The sequence below is a fragment of the uncultured Cellulomonas sp. genome, from assembly GCF_963527515.1.
In the GTDB taxonomy this organism is placed as follows: domain Bacteria; phylum Actinomycetota; class Actinomycetes; order Actinomycetales; family Cellulomonadaceae; genus Cellulomonas.
In genome coordinates, this window is sequence record NZ_CAURTV010000081.1 from 1 (window position 1) to 15,991 (window position 15,991).

General features: G+C 73.3%; 15 protein-coding genes and 1 tRNA gene. 5 read left to right on the plus strand and 11 right to left on the minus strand.

The window, feature by feature from the left end; genetic code table 11:
- The 6 genes from rsmA to RYN42_RS15425 form a co-directional block, all read right to left on the minus strand.
- The coding region (gene rsmA / locus RYN42_RS15400; protein WP_315097596.1) for a 16S rRNA (adenine(1518)-N(6)/adenine(1519)-N(6))-dimethyltransferase RsmA at positions 1-795 on the minus strand (795 nt) is incomplete at its 3' end.
- Between the two features lie 86 nt (positions 796-881).
- Entirely contained in the window at positions 882-2,135 is a 1,254-nt protein-coding gene (locus RYN42_RS15405; protein ID WP_315097598.1) for a ubiquitin-like domain-containing protein, read from the minus strand.
- Between the two features lie 332 nt (positions 2,136-2,467).
- Positions 2,468-3,604, minus strand: a complete 1,137-nt coding sequence (locus RYN42_RS15410) for a ubiquitin-like domain-containing protein (protein ID WP_315097600.1) — start codon at positions 3,602-3,604, stop codon at positions 2,468-2,470.
- Between the two features lie 208 nt (positions 3,605-3,812).
- Positions 3,813-4,751 carry a TatD family hydrolase gene (locus RYN42_RS15415; RefSeq protein ID WP_315097603.1) on the minus strand — a complete coding sequence of 313 codons (939 nt, stop codon included), beginning with the start codon at positions 4,749-4,751 and terminating at the stop codon, positions 3,813-3,815.
- On the minus strand, positions 4,752-6,545 hold the full coding sequence (gene metG / locus RYN42_RS15420; protein ID WP_315097605.1) for a methionine--tRNA ligase: 1,794 nt from the start codon (positions 6,543-6,545) through the stop codon (positions 4,752-4,754).
- Positions 6,546-6,588: 43 nt separating this feature from the next.
- On the minus strand, positions 6,589-7,713 hold the full coding sequence (locus RYN42_RS15425) for a PQQ-dependent sugar dehydrogenase (protein WP_315097607.1): 1,125 nt from the start codon (positions 7,711-7,713) through the stop codon (positions 6,589-6,591).
- Between the two features lie 154 nt (positions 7,714-7,867).
- Here RYN42_RS15425 and RYN42_RS15430 point away from each other — a divergent pair, with 154 nt between their 5' ends.
- Complete coding sequence (locus RYN42_RS15430; RefSeq protein ID WP_315097609.1) at positions 7,868-8,452, plus strand: isochorismatase family protein; 585 nt, start codon at positions 7,868-7,870, stop codon at positions 8,450-8,452.
- Positions 8,453-8,463: 11 nt separating this feature from the next.
- Here the strand turns inward: RYN42_RS15430 and rsmI are convergent, their stop codons facing one another.
- Positions 8,464-9,339 (minus strand): 16S rRNA (cytidine(1402)-2'-O)-methyltransferase, encoded by an 876-nt coding sequence (gene rsmI / locus RYN42_RS15435; RefSeq protein ID WP_315097610.1) that lies wholly within the window; start codon positions 9,337-9,339, stop codon positions 8,464-8,466.
- Between the two features lie 65 nt (positions 9,340-9,404).
- Here rsmI and RYN42_RS15440 point away from each other — a divergent pair, with 65 nt between their 5' ends.
- A complete protein-coding gene (locus tag RYN42_RS15440; protein WP_315097612.1) occupies positions 9,405-11,108 on the plus strand; it encodes a phospholipid carrier-dependent glycosyltransferase in 1,704 nt (567 codons plus the stop codon).
- 4 nt (positions 11,109-11,112) lie between these two features.
- On the opposite strand, the gene RYN42_RS15445 is transcribed toward RYN42_RS15440, so the two are convergent.
- Entirely contained in the window at positions 11,113-12,579 is a 1,467-nt protein-coding gene (locus tag RYN42_RS15445; RefSeq protein WP_315097614.1) for a family 20 glycosylhydrolase, read from the minus strand.
- Positions 12,580-12,628: 49 nt separating this feature from the next.
- The gene (locus tag RYN42_RS15450) at positions 12,629-13,630 is read right to left on the minus strand and encodes a bile acid:sodium symporter family protein (protein ID WP_315097616.1); all 1,002 of its coding nucleotides are present in this window, start codon (positions 13,628-13,630) and stop codon (positions 12,629-12,631) included.
- A gap of 100 nt (positions 13,631-13,730) precedes the next feature.
- On the opposite strand from RYN42_RS15450, the gene RYN42_RS15455 reads away from it, so the two are divergent.
- From RYN42_RS15455 to RYN42_RS15465, 3 genes are all read left to right on the plus strand, one after another.
- Positions 13,731-14,006, plus strand: coding sequence for a GlsB/YeaQ/YmgE family stress response membrane protein (locus tag RYN42_RS15455; RefSeq protein ID WP_315097617.1), 276 nt, complete (start codon positions 13,731-13,733; stop codon positions 14,004-14,006).
- Positions 14,007-14,151: 145 nt separating this feature from the next.
- Entirely contained in the window at positions 14,152-14,316 is a 165-nt protein-coding gene (locus tag RYN42_RS15460) for a helix-turn-helix domain-containing protein (protein ID WP_315097618.1), read from the plus strand.
- The gene (locus RYN42_RS15465) at positions 14,241-15,320 is read left to right on the plus strand and encodes an integrase core domain-containing protein (RefSeq protein ID WP_315097620.1); all 1,080 of its coding nucleotides are present in this window, start codon (positions 14,241-14,243) and stop codon (positions 15,318-15,320) included. The genes RYN42_RS15460 and RYN42_RS15465 overlap by 76 nt, the downstream gene beginning before the upstream one ends.
- A gap of 40 nt (positions 15,321-15,360) precedes the next feature.
- On the opposite strand, the gene RYN42_RS15470 is transcribed toward RYN42_RS15465, so the two are convergent.
- Both RYN42_RS15470 and RYN42_RS15475 read right to left on the minus strand, forming a co-directional pair.
- Positions 15,361-15,433: transfer RNA gene (locus tag RYN42_RS15470), tRNA-Ala, on the minus strand.
- A gap of 53 nt (positions 15,434-15,486) precedes the next feature.
- Positions 15,487-15,882, minus strand: coding sequence for a hypothetical protein (locus RYN42_RS15475; protein ID WP_315097622.1), 396 nt, complete (start codon positions 15,880-15,882; stop codon positions 15,487-15,489).
- Between the last annotated feature and the right edge of the window lie 109 nt (positions 15,883-15,991).

Here is a 15,991-nt window from a genome sequence, read left to right on the forward strand (position 1 = left end):
GCCGGCGAGCGCCGACAGGGCGGACCGCAGCATCTTGCGGCGCTGCGCGAACGCGGCGTCGACGACCGCGAACACCGCCTCCCGGGACGCGTCGGTGGCGGGCGGCTCGCGGCGGTCGAACCGGACCAGCGCGGAGTCGACGTTGGGCGCGGGCCAGAAGACCGTGCGCCCGACGGTGGCCGTCCGGCGGGCCGACGCGTACCAGGCCGCCTTGGCGGACGGCACCCCGTACGTGCGGCTGCCGGGAGGCGCGGCGAGGCGGTCGGCCACCTCCGCCTGCACCATGACGAGCACCCGGTCGAGCGAGCCGAAACGCTCGAGGAACGTGAGCAGCACCGGGACGGAGACGTTGTAGGGCAGGTTGGCGACGAGCGCCACGGGCGGCGGCCCGGGCAGGTCGTGCAGGTCGAGGGCGTCGGAGAGCACGATCGTGAGGCGGTCCCGGCCGGCCTCGTCGCGCAGCACCACCGGCTCGTCGTCGGCCCCCGCGACCACCGTGAGGCCGGGGACGTGCCGGGCGACCGTGGCGGGCAGCAGCCGCGCGAGGGTGGGGTCGATCTCCACGGCGACCACGTCGGCGCCCGCCTCGAGCAGCCCCAGGGTCAGAGAGCCGAGACCCGGGCCGACCTCCACCACGCGGTCGCCGTCGCCGACGTCCGCCTGGCGCACGATCTTGCGCACCGTGCCCCCGTCGAGCACGAAGTTCTGGCCCAGCGCCTTGGTCGGGCGCACGCCCGCGCGCTCGGCGAGCTCGCGGATCTCCGCAGGCCCGAGCAGCGTCGTGGTGGTGGACATGCGCACGAGCCTAGGTGTACTCGGCGGGGACGTGACGACGACGAACCCCCCGCCGGAGACCGGGCGGGGGGTTCGAGGAGCGTGCGTCAGGTGAAGAGGTTCTTCCCGCAGTGCGGCCACTGGCCGGCACCGGAGCGGTTGTAGAGCATCTTCGCGCGGGCGGTCTGCTCCTCGGGCGTGGCCTGCGAGGGCAGTCCCGCGCCGCCGACGGCCGCCCAGGTGCTCACCGAGAACTGGTAGAGCCCGTGGTACTTGCCGGTGGCGGACACGATGGTCGGGTTGCCACCCGACTCGCAGCGCGCGAGGGCGGCCCAGTTGAGCGAGTCGGCGTCGCCACCCGCTGTGACCGGGGTGCCGGTGGCCGGGGCGGCGGACGCCTTCACGACGACGGGGCGCGCCTTGGTGCCGACGCTCAGCACCTCGTCGACCGGGGCCTGCGTGACGGCGTCGGACACCGCTACCCGGCCGGTCTCGACGCCGTCCACCGTGGTGACGCGCTCGACGAGGGTCCGGACGCCGGGGACGCCCGCGGTCAGCGTGCGCTTCTGGTCCGTGTACCGGGCGGGGTCCTGCTGCGTGCTCGACGCGAACGCCACCTCGTGCGTGCTGGTGACGTCCTGGACGGCGACGCGGTTGACGATCACCTGGACGCGGCCCGTGGCGTCGTGGGCGACCGAGACGCGGTCCAGCGGGTTCAGCGTGATGCCGAGCTCGCCCAGCACCTGCGCGACGCTGGCGTCGGCGTCGGGCACGGCGAGCGTGGTGCCGTCGACCAGGACGTCGGCCGGCCCGCTCAGGGCGAGGTCCAGGGCCAGCTCCGGCCGGCCGCCGGCGGCGGACCGCGAGGCGACGAGCGCGACGGACTGACCGCGGGCGGCGAGGGACTCGAGGGCCTCGTCCGCGGACAGGGCGGTGGTCCAGACGGCCGTCTCCTGGCCGTCGATGCTGACCGAGACCTGGTGCGCGTGGCGCACGACGATCTCGGCACCCTCGCCCAGCGTGCCTGTGCTGCTCACGGTGTCGCGAGCACCGACGACGACGCCCTGGTCCTCCAGGAGCCCGTCCACCGACCCGGCGAACGTGCTCAGCTGCGAGATCTCGCCGTCGACGTCGAGCGTGACGGACTTCTGCGCGTGGGCGAAGGCAGCCGAGCCACCCGCCAGGACCAGTGCCACCGCGGCTGCGGTGATCGGCAGGACGCGCGTCCGACCGGACCGCTGGTCCGTCGGGAGGAGCTCGTCCGGGGTGTCGTGCTCGGACGTGGCGCGGGATCGCGCGGACAGACCAGGGATCAGGGTCGAGAACTGCACGGGGCTCCAGCCGTCGAGGTGCCCGGGCACGGGGAGCGGAACGTGCCGCGCGAGCAGCACCCGTCGGTGAGCCTCGTGTGCGAGCCTCGCTGGACACCCGGAGGGGGGCGTCTCCCGTCGGTCCCGGATCCCCGATCCGGCCGTCACGGCGGCCCGCGTGGAGCGGGCGCCGACCACTCGACGGAACCGGCAGCCGCACGGGTGGGCCGCCGTCCAGATCGCCGAGCGTGACCGACCGTAACCGGATCGTGACCAGAACGCCAGGCGCGCCTCCCGCGGGATGCGCTAGCGGTGTGGCGAAGCTGACCGTTTGCGCACGTCAGCAGCGTGAGCACCGTCACAGAGGCAATTGCCCCGGAAGGTCAGTACCAGCCCTTGGCCTGGCTGTGGGCGTAGGCGCCGCAGGGGTCGCCGTAGCGCGCGCTGATGTAGTTGAGGCCCCAGGTGATCTGCGTCGCCGGGTTGGTGCGCCAGTCGTCGGCCACCGTCGCCATCTTGGTCCCGGGGAGGGCCTGCGGGATGCCGTAGGCCCCGGACGACCTGTTCTCGGCGTTGACCCGCCAGCCGCTCTCCTTGTTCCAGAGCGAGAGCAGGCACGCGAACTGGTCGTCACCCCAGCCGCGCGCGGCGGCCATCTCCTTGCCGAGCGCCTGGGCGGTGCCGGGCTCGACGGCGACGACAGAGGGGTCCGGCAGCTCGGCGGTGCCGACCTTGGTGACCTGGGCGACGGGCGCGACCGTCACGACCGACGCGATCGGCGTCCGGCCGACGACGACGCCGCCGACCACCTGCAGCTCGTACGTGGTGGTGCGCACGCCGGCCTTGCCCTTGGTGGCGATGACCGTGTTGCCCTTGACCATGCCGGGGTCCTCGACCTGCGTGGACTCGAAGGGCATCGCCTCGGTCACGGTCTCGCCCGAGGTGCTGGCGCGGGTGACCAGGACCACCAGCCCGTCGACCGCGGTGGAGTCCAGCGGCACCGAGACCTGGTCGCCCTCCTGCAGGACCAGGCCGATGTCGCGCAGCCCGTCGCGCACGGTGGCGGCACTGCTCACGCCGTCGATGACCTGGCCGTCGACCACGAGGTGCATGGTCTTGAGCGTGGAGACCCGTAGCGTGTCGCGGCCGAGCGCGGCGGAACGGGACGCCGACAGGCGCACCTCGTCGTCGCGCAGCCCGAGCCCGTCGACCGCCTCGCCGACCGTCAGCGCGGTGGTCCACACCGAGCGCTCCTCACCGTCCACCTCGACGGCGAGCTCGCGCCCGTGACGCACGACGATCTGGCCGGAGCGGGAGATCGGCTGGTCGAGCGAGGGGGCGACCAGGTCGCGCTCCCCCACCTCGATGTCGGCGCTGGCGAGCATGTCCTCGACCGTGCGACCGAACGCCTCGACCTCGACGGACGTGCCGTCGACGTCGACCGTGACGGTCTTGTGCAGGACCGCGAAGGCGCTCGTCGCGCCGGCCACGACGGCCAGCACGGCAGCCTGGGCCACCACGCGCACGGCTCGTCGTCCACGGGGGCCGCGACGCTGCGTCGCACGCTCCCGGTCCGGCCTCACGTGGTGGGTCCTCTCGACAGCATGGAGGCGCCCGTCCTGGACGCAGGTCCGACCGTAACCGATCCGTGACTCGGGCGGTAACCCGGGGTCCGTCCTGCGGGACCGTGATCACCCGACTGACCGGCGACAGACCGGGTCAATCCGCTCACCAGGAGCCGTAGACCGCCTCGGACGTGGCAGCGAGCGCGGTGCACACGTCCACCAGCGGCCGGCCGGTGACCTCCGCGACCGTGCGGATCGTCCCCGGCAGCAGGTAGGGGGCGTTGGGACGGCCGCGGAACGGGTGGACCGTCAGGTAGGGGGCGTCGGTCTCGACCAGCAACAGGCTCGGCGGGACCTCGCGCAGGGCCGCCCGGAGGTCGTCGTTGGCGCCGAACGACACCGGGCCCGCGAACGAGAGGTACCAGCCGTGCCTGACGGCCAGCCGGGCAAGCTCCGCGTCGCCGGAGAAGCAGTGGAACACCGTGCGGTCCGGGGCGCCGTCGGCGAGCAGCACCTCGACCACCTCGTCGTGCGCGTCGCGGTCGTGGATCTGCAGCGCCAGGCCGAGCTCCTTGGCGAGCGCCACGTGTGTCCGGAACGCCTCCCGCTGGACCGCGCGACCCCGCGGGCCGGCGCGGAAGTGGTCCAGGCCGGTCTCGCCGATCGCGCGGATGCGGGGGTTGGCGCGGGCGGTCCGCTCCACCAGGTCGATCGCGTCCGGGAGGCTCACCTGGTAAGGCTGCTCGGGCTCCAGCCCGTCCGGGGCCGCCTCGACGATCCCGGCGTGCCGGACCGCCTCGTTGGGGTGGATCGCTACGGCGCCGAGCAGCTGCGGGTGGTCCGTGATGACGCGGTCGGTCCACCGGATCGCGTCGACGTCGCACCCCACCTGCACCATCCGGGTCACCCCGACGGCCGCGGCGCGGGCGAGGTGCGCCGCCAGGTCGGGCGCCGGCCCGTCCACGGCGGCGCCGTCGTCGGCGCGGGTCCACCCGTCGGCGCGCCACGGCAGCACCGTGTCGAGGTGCGTGTGGTTGTCGACGACGTCGACCGGGAGCGGCTCCGGGCTCGCCGGCCAGCCCCGCTCCTTGGTGCGCGCCACTCAGGCCTGCCGCAGCCGCTCGAGCTCCTCCTCGACGATGGAGTCGTCGAGCTTGGTGAATACCGGCACCGGCTTGCCGACGGGCGTGCCGGGCACCACCTGCTCGGTGCGCCACGGCGCGACCGTCCGGCCCAGCTCGTAGTCGCCGGTGATGATCGGGTACGCCCGCGAGTCGTCGTCCAGGTCCGTGACCTCGTCGATACGGGGCAGCGGCGAGAACGTCCCCGTGCGGCCGAACGTCTCGTGCACCCGCTGCGCCGAGTGCGGCAGGAACGGCGCCAGCAGCGTGTTGGCGTCGCTGACCGCCTGCGCGGCCGTGTGCAGCACCGTGCCCAGGCGCTCGCGGTCCCCGGTCAGCTTCCACGGCTCCGTCTCGGAGATGTACCGGTTGGCCTCCTGGACGACGCGCATGGCCTCGCTGACCGCGGCCCGGTTGCGGTGGGTGCCGAGCAGCTCGCCGACCTTGTCGAAGCCCGCCGCCGTCGTCGCGAGCAGGCCCTGGTCCACCGGATGCAGCGCACCGGGCGCCGGGATCTCGCCGAAGTTCTTGTGGATCAGGCTCGCCGTGCGGTTCACCAGGTTGCCCCAGCCCGCCACGAGCTCGGAGTTGGTGCGCGTCTTGAAGTCCGCCCACGTGAAGTCGGAGTCCTGGTTCTCCGGGCCGGCGACCGACAGGTAGTACCGCAGCGCGTCCGGCTGGTAGCGGGACAGGACGTCGCGCACGTAGATGACCACGCCTCGCGACGAGCTGAACTGCTTGCCCTCCATGGTGAGGAACTCGCTGGAGACCACCTCGGTGGGCAGGTTCAGGGTGCCGAACTGCCCCGGCGAGCCGCCCTTCGTGCCGCGACCGTCGTAGGCCAGCAGCTCGGCCGGCCAGATCTGGGAGTGGAACGTGATGTTGTCCTTGCCCATGAAGTAGTAGCTCAGGGCCTCGGGGTCGTTCCAGAACGGGCGCCACGCGTCCGGGTCACCGCTGCGGCGCGCCCACTCGATCGACGCCGACAGGTAGCCGATGACCGCGTCGAACCACACGTACAGGCGCTTGTTCGGGTTCTCCTCCCAGCCGGGCAGCGGCACCGGGATGCCCCAGTCGATGTCCCGGGACATGGCCCGCGGGCGCAGGTCGTCGATGAGGTTGAGCGAGAAGTTCAGGACGTTGGGGCGCCAGTCCGTCCGCGTCCGCAGCCACGCCTCCAGCGCGCTCGCGAACGCCGGCAGGTCCAGGAAGAAGTGGTTCGACTCGACGAACTTCGGGGTCTCCCCGTTGATCCGGCTGCGCGGGTTGATCAGGTCGATCGCATCCAGCTGGTTGCCGCAGTTGTCGCACTGGTCGCCGCGCGCGCCGTCATACCCGCAGATCGGGCAGGTGCCCTCCACGTACCGGTCGGGCAGCGTGCGGCCGGTGCTCGGCGAGATGGCGCCCATGGTCGACTGCTCGATCATGTAGCCGTTCTTGTGCACCGTGCGGAACATCTCCTGCACGACCGCGTAGTGGTTGCGCGTCGTGGTGCGCGTGAACAGGTCGTAGCTCAGGCCGAGGTTGGTCAGGTCCTCGACGATCACGCGGTTGTACCGGTCGGCCAGCTCCTGCGGGCTCACGCCCTCCTGCTCGGCCAGCACCAGGATCGGGGTCCCGTGCTCGTCCGTGCCCGAGACCATGAGCACCTCGTTGCCCGCCATCCGCATGTAGCGGCTGAAGATGTCCGAGGGGACACCGAAGCCGGCGACGTGACCGATGTGGCGGGGGCCGTTCGCGTAGGGCCACGCGACGGCCGAGAGGATGCGAGACATGCGCCCGATCCTAGGTGAGCGCGCGACGCCGCCCGGGCCCGGGTCAGCCGACGACGACCCGCAGGATGCGGTCGTCGCCCGGGCGAGGGTCGCCGCGGCCGTCGGAGTTGCCGGTGAGCACCCACAGGGAGCCGTCGGGCGCCACCTCGACCGCCCGCAGCCGGCCGCGCTCGCCCTCGAGCAGGGCCTGCGGGGTGCCGACGCCGTCCTCGGTCAGCGGCACCCGCCACAGCCGCTCGCCGCGCAGCCCGGCGAGGTACACGGCCTCGTCGGTGACCGCCAGGCCGCTGGGCGACGCCTCGTCGGTCGACCAGACGGCCACGGGCTCGACGAACCCGTCGCCGACGCCCTCGACCTCCGGCCAGCCGTAGTTGCCGCCGGGCTCGATCAGGTTGAGCTCGTCCCAGGTGTCCTGGCCGAACTCGGAGGCGAACATCCGCCCGTCGGGCGCCCAGCCGAGCCCCTGGACGTTCCGGTGCCCGAGGCTCCACACCGGCGAGCCCGGGTCGGGGTTGCCCGGGGCGGGGTCTCCGTCGGCGGTGATGCGCAGGATCTTGCCGCTGAGGCTGTCCGGGTCCTGGGCGGAGGGTCGGTCGCCGGCGTCGCCGGTGGTCACGTACAGGAACCCGTCGGGGCCGACCGCCAGCCGGCCGCCGTCGTGGTTCCCGGCCTTGGCGATGCCGGTGAGGATCGGGCGCAGGTCCCCCAGCGTCGAGCCCTCCAGCGTGCCGCGCAGGACCCGGTTGTCGTCGGCGGCGGTGGCGTAGAGCGCCAGGTCCGCCGACGCCCCCTGCGCGGCGAGCACCGCGACGCCGAGCAGCCCACCCTCGCCGCCGGGGACGACCAGGTCCGCGAGCTGGTCGGCCCCGGGACCGGTGACGGTCGTCGCCGCACCGTCGGGTGCCACGAGGATCAGCCCGGCCGACTCGCGCAGGGTCACCACAGCCTCCCCGCCCGGCAGGAACGCGAGCCCCCACGGCACGTCCAGGTCCCCCAGGACGTCCTCGACCTCGGTCACGGCGACGCCCGGCGCTCCCGTCGGCGACGCCCCTGCCGGCTCGCTCGGTGCGTCCCGGGGTGCGTCCGCCGGGCCGCAGGCTGCGAGCGCCAGAAGCAGCCCGCCGAGCACGGCGACCCGTCCGGGCGTGGAGGGCCGTCGCGACGTCATGCCACAGCCCAGCACGGGCCACGCCCCGCCGCACTCCGGGACCGCCCTGACGGGGCGGAGCCGGCCACCAGGAACCGTCCCCGGCCTTCCCCCTTCCGGCACCCCGTGGGACCGAGCGACGCCGTGTTCTTCCGACAGGTGCGAGGCTGGGCGCATGCCCACCAGCACCCATCGCGCCCTGATCGTCGTCGACGTGCAGCCGACCTTCTGCGAGGGCGGCGCGCTCGGCGTCGACGGCGGGAACGTGGTGGCGCTCGGCGTGGCGGAGTACGCCGCCGCGCACCGCGACCGCTACGACCTCGTGGTCACCACGCAGGACTGGCACGTCGACCCGGGCCCGCACTTCAGCGCGACTCCCGACTTCGTCGACACCTGGCCCCCGCACGGCGTCGCCGGCACCCCCGAGGCCGAGCTCCACCCCGCGCTCGCGGACCTGCGGCCGGACGTGAGCGTGAAGAAGGGCGAGTACATCGCCGCGTACTCCGGGTTCGAGGGGGTCGACGCCGGCGGCCGCGCGCTGGGCACGATCCTCGCCGACGCCGGGATCACGGACGTCGACGTCGTCGGCATCGCGGAGTCGCACTGCGTCCGCGCCACCACGCTCGACGCCCTCACCGTGGGGCTGCGCGCGCGGGTGCTGACCGACCTCACGGTGCCGGTGACCCCGGAGCAGGGCGCGGCCGCCCGCGCGGACATGACCGCGGCGGGCGCGGAGCTCATCCCGTCGTCGTCGGTCTGAGTCCCTCGGAGTCAGCCCGGCGTGCGCGCCGGTCGCGGGGGCTTGGCCGCCAGTGCCGCCGCGTAGAGGTCGCGCTTCGGGACGCCCGCCGCCGCGGCGACCTCGGTGACCGCGTCCTTGAGGCGCTCGCCGCCGTCGGCCCGGGACAGCACCTCGGCGACCAGCTCCGCGGTGGACAGCTCGACCGCCTTCACCGCGCCGCCGACCACCACCACGATCTCCCCGCGCACCTGGTCCGCGGACGCCCACGTCACGAGCTCGGACAGCGGACCCCGCACGATCTCCTCGTACGTCTTGGTCAGCTCGCGGCACACCGCCGCCGGCCGGTCGGGACCGAAGGCGTCGGCCATCGCCGCCAGGGTGTCGTCGAGCCGGTGCGGCGCCTCGAAGAAGACCATCGTCCGCCGTTCGTCGGCCAGCAGCTCGAAGGCCCGGGCGCGCTCGCCCGGCTTGCGGGGCGGGAAGCCCTCGAAGCAGAACCGGTCGGTGGGCAGGCCGGACAGGGCCAGCGCGGTCAGCACCGCGCTCGGCCCGGGGGCGGCGGTCACGGGCAGGCCGGCGGCGACGGCCGCGGTGACCACGCGGAACCCGGGGTCGGAGACGGCGGGCATGCCGGCGTCGGTCACGACGACCACGGTGCCGCCCCCGGCCACGACCGCGAGGACCTCCGCCGATCGCTCCACCTCGTTGTGCTCGTGGAAGCTGACCACGCGGCCGCCGATCTCGACGCCCATCCGTGCCGCGAGCGCCCGCAGCCGGCGGGTGTCCTCCGCCGCCACGACGTCGGCCTCCGCCAGCAGGCGGCGCAGGTGGGCGGACGCGTCCTCGGTGTTGCCGATGGGCGTCGCGGCCAGCACGAGCCGGCCGGAGGTCTGGGGGGTGGTCACCGAGCCAGCCTGCCACCTCCCTCGATCCCCTCCCGCCGCTCAGGCCCCGCCCCTACGATGACCGCGTGCCGCCCATCGGAGACGACGACGCCTCGACCCTGACCGCTCCCCACCAGAGCGCGGACCAGACACCCGAGCAGGTCCCCGACGGCGAGCCGCGCGAGATCGAGGGTCCGCTGGAGTCCACCCGCGGCCGGCTGCTGCGCCGGCTGCTCGGCGACGAGACCCTCGCCCTCGACACCGGTCCGCGCGCGCGGCTGACCGGCTGGCTGTGGCCGCTGGCCGTCACGGTGCTCGCCGCGGTGCTGCGGTTCTGGGACCTGGGCCGCCCGAACAGGCTCGTGTTCGACGAGACGTACTACGTCAAGGACGCGTTCTCCCTGCTGGTCAACGGCTACGAGGCCACCTGGGGCGAGGAGCCCAACCCGGCGTTCGAGTCGGGCGACACCAGCGGGCTGACCACCACCGGCTCCTACGTGGTGCACCCGCAGGTGGGCAAGTGGCTCATCGCCCTGGGGATCCAGTTCGGTGGCGGCGTCGGCAGCTCGGCGGCGTGGCGGGCGGCCGCGGCCGTGTGCGGGGTCCTCGCCGTGCTCATGGTCGCGCGCATCGGCCGGCGGCTGTTCGCGTCGACCGCCCTGGGCACCCTGGCGGGCCTGCTCATGGCGATCGACGGCGAGGCGATCGTCATGTCCCGGATCAGCCTGCTGGACCCGTTCCTCATGTTCTTCGTCCTGGCCGCGTTCGGCGCGCTGCTGCTCGACCGCGACCACGCCCGACGACGGCTGGCCCACCGCGTGGCGCAGCGGATCGACGCGGGCGAGGACCTCGGCGACGGTCCGCGGCTCGGCATCCGCTGGTGGCGGCTCGCGGCGGCCGTCCTGCTCGGGCTCGCGCTGGGCACCAAGTGGTCGGGCATGTACTTCCTCGCGGTGTTCGGCCTGCTCAGCGTGGCGTGGGACCTCACCGCGCGGCGGGCCGTCGGCGTCCGGCACTGGTGGCGCGCGGGCATCCTCAAGGACGGCGTCGTCGCCGGGTTCTCGATGGTCGGCATCGCGCTCGTGGTCTACGTCGGCAGCTGGTGGTCGTGGTTCACGCACTCGGAGGCCTACGGGCGGCTGTGGGCGGTGCAGAACCCTGACCTGGGCGTGCAGTGGCTGCCGCCCGCGCTGCGCTCGTTCTGGAAGTACCACCAGGACATGTGGGGCTTCCACAACGGGCTCGAGACCCCGCACTCCTACGCGGCACACCCGCTCGGCTGGATCGTGCAGTGGCGGCCGACGTCGTTCTGGTACCCCACGGAGGTGTCCGGGCTGACCGGTCAGGCGGCGCAGGACGCGTGCGGCGCGGAGAGCTGCTCGCAGGCCGTCGTCGCGCTCGGCAACCCGGTGCTCTGGTGGTGCGCCGCGGCGGCGGTGATCGTCGCGACCGTGTGGCTGTTCCGGTACCGCGACTGGCGTGCCGGCGCGGTGCTGTCCGGGATCGTCGCTGGCTGGCTGCCGTGGTTCGTCTACGCGCACCGCACGATCTTCACGTTCTACTCGATCGCGTTCACGCCCTGGGTGGTGCTCACGCTGGTCTACGTCATCGGCCTGGTGGTCGGGCCCAAGGACCTCGACCCGCGCGGCCGGCGCTGGGCGATCATCGGCTGCGGGCTGCTGGTCGGCCTGATCGTGCTGGTCAGCGCGTTCTTCTACCCGATCTGGTCCGCCTGGGTGGTGCCGTACGACTTCTGGCACACCCACATGTGGCTGCAGACCTGGGTGTAGCGGCTCAGCGCGGCCAGTCCACCTGCGGGCTCGCGTACCAGGACAGGCCCAGCCGGTCCCAGAACGGCGCCTGCTGGGCGACGCGGGCGCGGAAGTCCTCCCAGTCGCGCGCCTCGGGCGCCGACCAGGCGACCTCCGCGACGGCCGCCAGCCGCGGCAGCAGCATCTGCGTCAGCGCGGGCAGGTCGCGCAGCGTCTCGGTCCACACCGCGGCCTCGACCCCGATGACCGATGCCGGCGGCACTCCCTCGATCAGGGTCGACGGGTCCCAGTCGTAGGCGTCGCGCAGCTCGATGTGCCCGGCCCACTCCAGGCCCAGCTCGGTGGAGGAGTCGTACTTCATGTCCAGGTAGGCCTTGGACCCGGGCGACATGAGCAGCAGCGCGCCGGCGGCCGCGGCGGCGGCGAAGGGTGCGGGGTCGACGCGGGTGTCCCAGTACTGCACGACGGTGCCGGGCTCCAGGGGCGTGTGCGCGATCTCCTGCCAGCCGACCACCTTCTTGCCGGCGGCGCGGACCGCGGCGGACGCCGCGGCGACGAGCGTGGCGTACTCGTCGGCCTCCATGGTCAGCACCTCGTCGCCGCCGATGTGCACGTACTCCCCCGGCGTCATCGCGGCGACGTCGCCGAACACGTCGGTGAGGAACGGGCCGGTGGCGGGCAGGTCCGCGTGCAGCCGGCTGAACCCGACCTCGATCCCCGTGTACTCCTCGGTCGGCTCGCCGGACGGGGTCAGGTCCCCGTACGCGTGCGTGGCCGCGTTGACGTGACCGGGGACGTCGATCTCCGGGACCACGCGCACGCCGCGCACGTCCGCGAACGCGACGAGGTCCGCGTAGTCCTCCGCGGAGTAGAAGCCGCCCGGGTCGCCGTCGACCGACGTGCTGCTGGACAGCCGGGTCAGCAGCGGGCGCGACTTCACGTGCAGCCGCCAGCCCTGGTCGTCGGTGAGGTGCAGGTGCAGCACGTTGAGCTTGTAGTGCGACATGAGGCCGACGACGACCTTGAGGTCCGACACGGGCAGGAAGTGCCGCGCGACGTCGACCGACAGCCCGCGCCAGGCGTAGCGCGGGGCGTCCTCGATGCGGACCGCGGGCACCCGGAGCACGCCGCCGGGCGCGGACACGATGAGCTGGCGCAGCGTGACGAGCGCCCGGACGAGGCCCGCGCCGGTGCGCGCCTCGATGTCGATCCGCCCGTTGCGTGCCACCAGCCGGTACGCCTCGTCGCCCAGCGGCAGGGACTCGACCAGTCGCAGCCGCACGATGTCCGTCGCGCCGCTCTCGGCGTAGCGGACCTCGACGGCCCGGCCGCCCAGCCGGCCCAGCAGGTCGGCCGCCAGGACAGCGATCCCGATGAGGTCCGGCCGGCTGTCGACGACCACCGTCGTCGCCTCGGTCAGCACGAACGGTGCGTCCCCGGTCCGCTCGACCACGGCGGGCTGCGGGATGACGGCGATCACGTCGGGCACGTGGCTCCTCGGCGGCTCAGCGGTGTTCTCGAATCGTTCCGTGCAGACGCTACTCGACCCGGGTGGCGAGCCGGCGCGCCAGCACCGCGCACGTCGCCAGCTGCAGCTGGTGGAACGCGATGACGGGCAGCGCGACGCTCGCGGCCAGGGCGGGTGCGAACAGGACGGCGGCCATGGGCAGGCCCGTGGCCAGGCTCTTCGTCGACCCGCACATGAGCAGCGCGACGCGGTCCTCGCGCGCCAGCCCGAGGCGCCGGCCACCGTTCCAGGCCAGGGCGAGGATCGCCGCCAGCATGAGCGCGCACACGCTGAGCAGGACGACGAGGGCCGACCAGGTGACGTGCGCCCACGCACCCGAGACCGTCGCCGAGCTGACCGACGTGTAGGCCACCAGGACGATCGCGGCACGGTCCGTGACGCGCGTCAGCCGGGCGTGCGCGCGGACCCACGGGCCGATCCAGCGCTGCACCACCTGTCCCACGGCGAACGGCAGGAGGAGCAGGAGGAGGATCCCGCCCAGGTTCCCCCCGGCCTGCCCGGTGGTCCGGACCATGACCAGCCCCACCAGCAGCGGGGTGAGGACGATGCCGACCACGTTGGAGATCGTCGCGCCCGTGATCGCCCCCGCCACGTTGCCGCGGGCCACGGACGTGAAGACGATCGACGCCTGCACGGTGGACGGCAGCAGCGACAGGTAGAGCAGGCCGGTCCTCAGCTCCGGCGCGAGGACCGCGTCCGGCAGCAGCTGGACCAGCAGGCCGAGAACCGGGAACGCCAGATACGTCGCCGCGAGCATCGAGCCCTGCAGCCGCCAGCTCCGCAGCCCGGCCCACACCTCACCGGTCGCCATGCGGGCGCCGTACAGGAAGAACAGGACGACGATCGCGACCGTCCGGACCACGCCGAGAACCTCCGCGGCACTGCCCCGCGCGGGCAGCAGCAGGCCGAGGACCAGCGCCGACACGATCAGCACGACGAGCGGGTCAACCCACCTCAGGCTCCGAGCCCAGAGCCGCGGACGCTCGTCGTCGGAGGGCATGGCAGGGGGCACGGCGACAGTGTGCCACCGCGCTCAGCGCGCGGATCCGACGGATCCCCCCTAGATTCATCCGTCGTACCCGAACGAACCCCTCGAAGTCAAGGAGTTCCACATGACCCCCGAAGGCATCATCTCCGCCATCATCATCGGCGCCGTGATCGGCATCCTGGGCCGTCTCCTGGTGCGCGGTCGCCAGCGCATCTCGCTGCTGGTCACCATCCTGATCGGAATCGTCGCCGCCCTGATCGGCACCTACCTGGCGTCGCTCGTCGGCGTGCAGGAGACCGCCGGTGTCGACTGGATCGAGCTCCTGTTCCAGGTGGTCCTCGCCGCGATCGGCGTGGCAGCCGTCTCCGGCAGCCGCAGCCGCCGCCGCAGCCTGCTCTGACGCGCGGACACCCGCACACGACGAAGGCGGCCTCCCGATGGGGGGCCGCCTTCGTGCTGCGGGTGGAGCTGAGGGTGTGGTGTTTCAGGACATAGGCAACGGATGTCTCAGGACATCGGCAACATCGGTGCCGGGATGCTCGGGCATGTCGCGTGCCCGGTTGGTCATCACCGCTGTCGTGCTCGAGGGACGCCCGCGGGCCGAGGTCGCCCGTGCCTACGGGCTGTCTGCCGGGTGGGTCTCACGCCTCGTGGCTCGCTACCACCTGGTCGGCGAGGCGGCGTTCGAACCACGCTCCCGGCGCCGCTGACCAGCCCGACCCGCACCCCTGCGGCGACCATCGAGCTGATCATCGAGCTGCGCGGCAAGCTCGCCGCCGACGGCCTGGACGCCGGCCCACACACCATCGCCTGGCACCTGAGCCAGCACCACGACCTGACCCTCGCACCGGCCACGATCTGGCGGCACCTACGCGCCGCCGGCCTGGTCGAACCCACCCCATCCAAACGCCCCCGCACGTCCTACATCCGCTTCGAGGCCGACCTGCCCAACCAGCTGTGGCAGACCGACTTCACCCACGTCCGGCTCGCCGACGGCACCGACACCGAGGTCCTGACGTTCCTGGACGACCACTCCCGGTTCGTGCTCGCCTGCACCGCCCACCACCGGGTCCGCGGCACCGACGTCGTGACCACCTTCCGCGCCGCGATCAGCGACAACGGCGTCCCCGCCGCGGTCCTGTCCGACAACGGGATGGTCTTCACCACCCGGCTGGCCGGTGGCCGCGGGGGCCGCAACGCCTTCGAGTCCGAGCTCGCCCGGCTGCACATCGAGCAACGCAACTCCCGCCCCAACCACCCCACCACCTGCGGCAAGGTCGAACGCGTCCAACAGACCCTCAAAAGATGGCTCACCGGCCGACCCCGAGCCGCCGACCTCAACGAGCTGCAGACCCTGCTCGACACCTGGCGCGAGCACTACAACACCGCCCGACCGCACAGCTCCCTGAACCGGCGCACCCCAGCCGCGGCCTACGCCGCCAAGGCCAAAGCCCACCCCGTCGGCGGCGCCGGCACCCACCAACGCGTCCGCCACGACCGCATCGACGACAACGGCAAGCTCACCCTGCGCATCCACGGCCGCCTGCACCACATCGGCATCGGACGAACCCACGCCCGAACCCCCGTGATCATGCTCATCGCCGACCTCGACGTCCGCATCGTGCACGCCATCACCGGAGAACTCCTGCGCGACCTCACCATCGACCCCACCAGGGACTACCAACCCCAACAACGCAAACAGGCCGGCCCCTGAGGGTCCGGCCTGTTGCCGATGTCCTGAGACATCACACGGGTGGAGCTGAGGGGATTCGAACCCCTGACCTTCTCATTGCGAACGAGACGCGCTACCAACTGCGCCACAGCCCCGCGAGCGGGCTAAAGACTAACACCAGCGTCCGGTGGATCGCGAAATCCCCGGGTCACTCCCCGGCTGCGCGGCGCTTGGCCAGGACGGCGTTCAGGTCGATGCTGCCGGTCGTCTCGACGGGGGGCTCGAGCGGCGCGCGCTCGGCCTCGGCGGGCGACTGGGCGTCGGGCGTGCGCACGGCCGTCGAGCCCTCGAGGTTCTCCAGCGGGGCCGGCTCGCGGCGCGGTGCGGAGGCCTTCATCGTGTACGTCGGACGCGGGACGGGGACCGGGGACCAGGCCTCGTCCTCGGTCTCGTCGGCCTCGGCCGCGCGCCGCACGACGGGCACCGGACCGGTCGACGCGTGCCGCGCGGGGCCCTCGGACTCGCCCTTGTCGGCGACGATGCGCTCGAAGACCTCGGTGCTGGCGTCGGACGGGTGCACGGCGCGGCCGGTGACGAAGGCCATGGGCGCCTCGAGCGGGGCAGCGGCCGGCTTCTCGGCGGGCGGGGCGGCCGAGCGCGACGCCGAGCTGGAGCGCGCCGCGTCGTTCTCGGCGGTGCGGGACGCCGCCCGC

Excerpts from the sequence above, each read along its gene's own strand:
- RYN42_RS15425 (WP_315097607.1), bottom strand. The coding sequence starts at position 7,713 with ATGACGTCGCGACGGCCCTCCACGCCCGGACGGGTCGCCGTGCTCGGC.
- RYN42_RS15460 (WP_315097618.1), top strand. The coding sequence starts at position 14,152 with ATGTCGCGTGCCCGGTTGGTCATCACCGCTGTCGTGCTCGAGGGACGC.
- RYN42_RS15475 (WP_315097622.1), bottom strand. The coding sequence starts at position 15,882 with ATGGCCTTCGTCACCGGCCGCGCCGTGCACCCGTCCGACGCCAGCACC.
- RYN42_RS15430 (WP_315097609.1), top strand. The coding sequence starts at position 7,868 with ATGCCCACCAGCACCCATCGCGCCCTGATCGTCGTCGACGTGCAGCCG.
- metG (WP_315097605.1), bottom strand. The coding sequence starts at position 6,545 with ATGTCTCGCATCCTCTCGGCCGTCGCGTGGCCCTACGCGAACGGCCCC.
- RYN42_RS15455 (WP_315097617.1), top strand. The coding sequence starts at position 13,731 with ATGACCCCCGAAGGCATCATCTCCGCCATCATCATCGGCGCCGTGATC.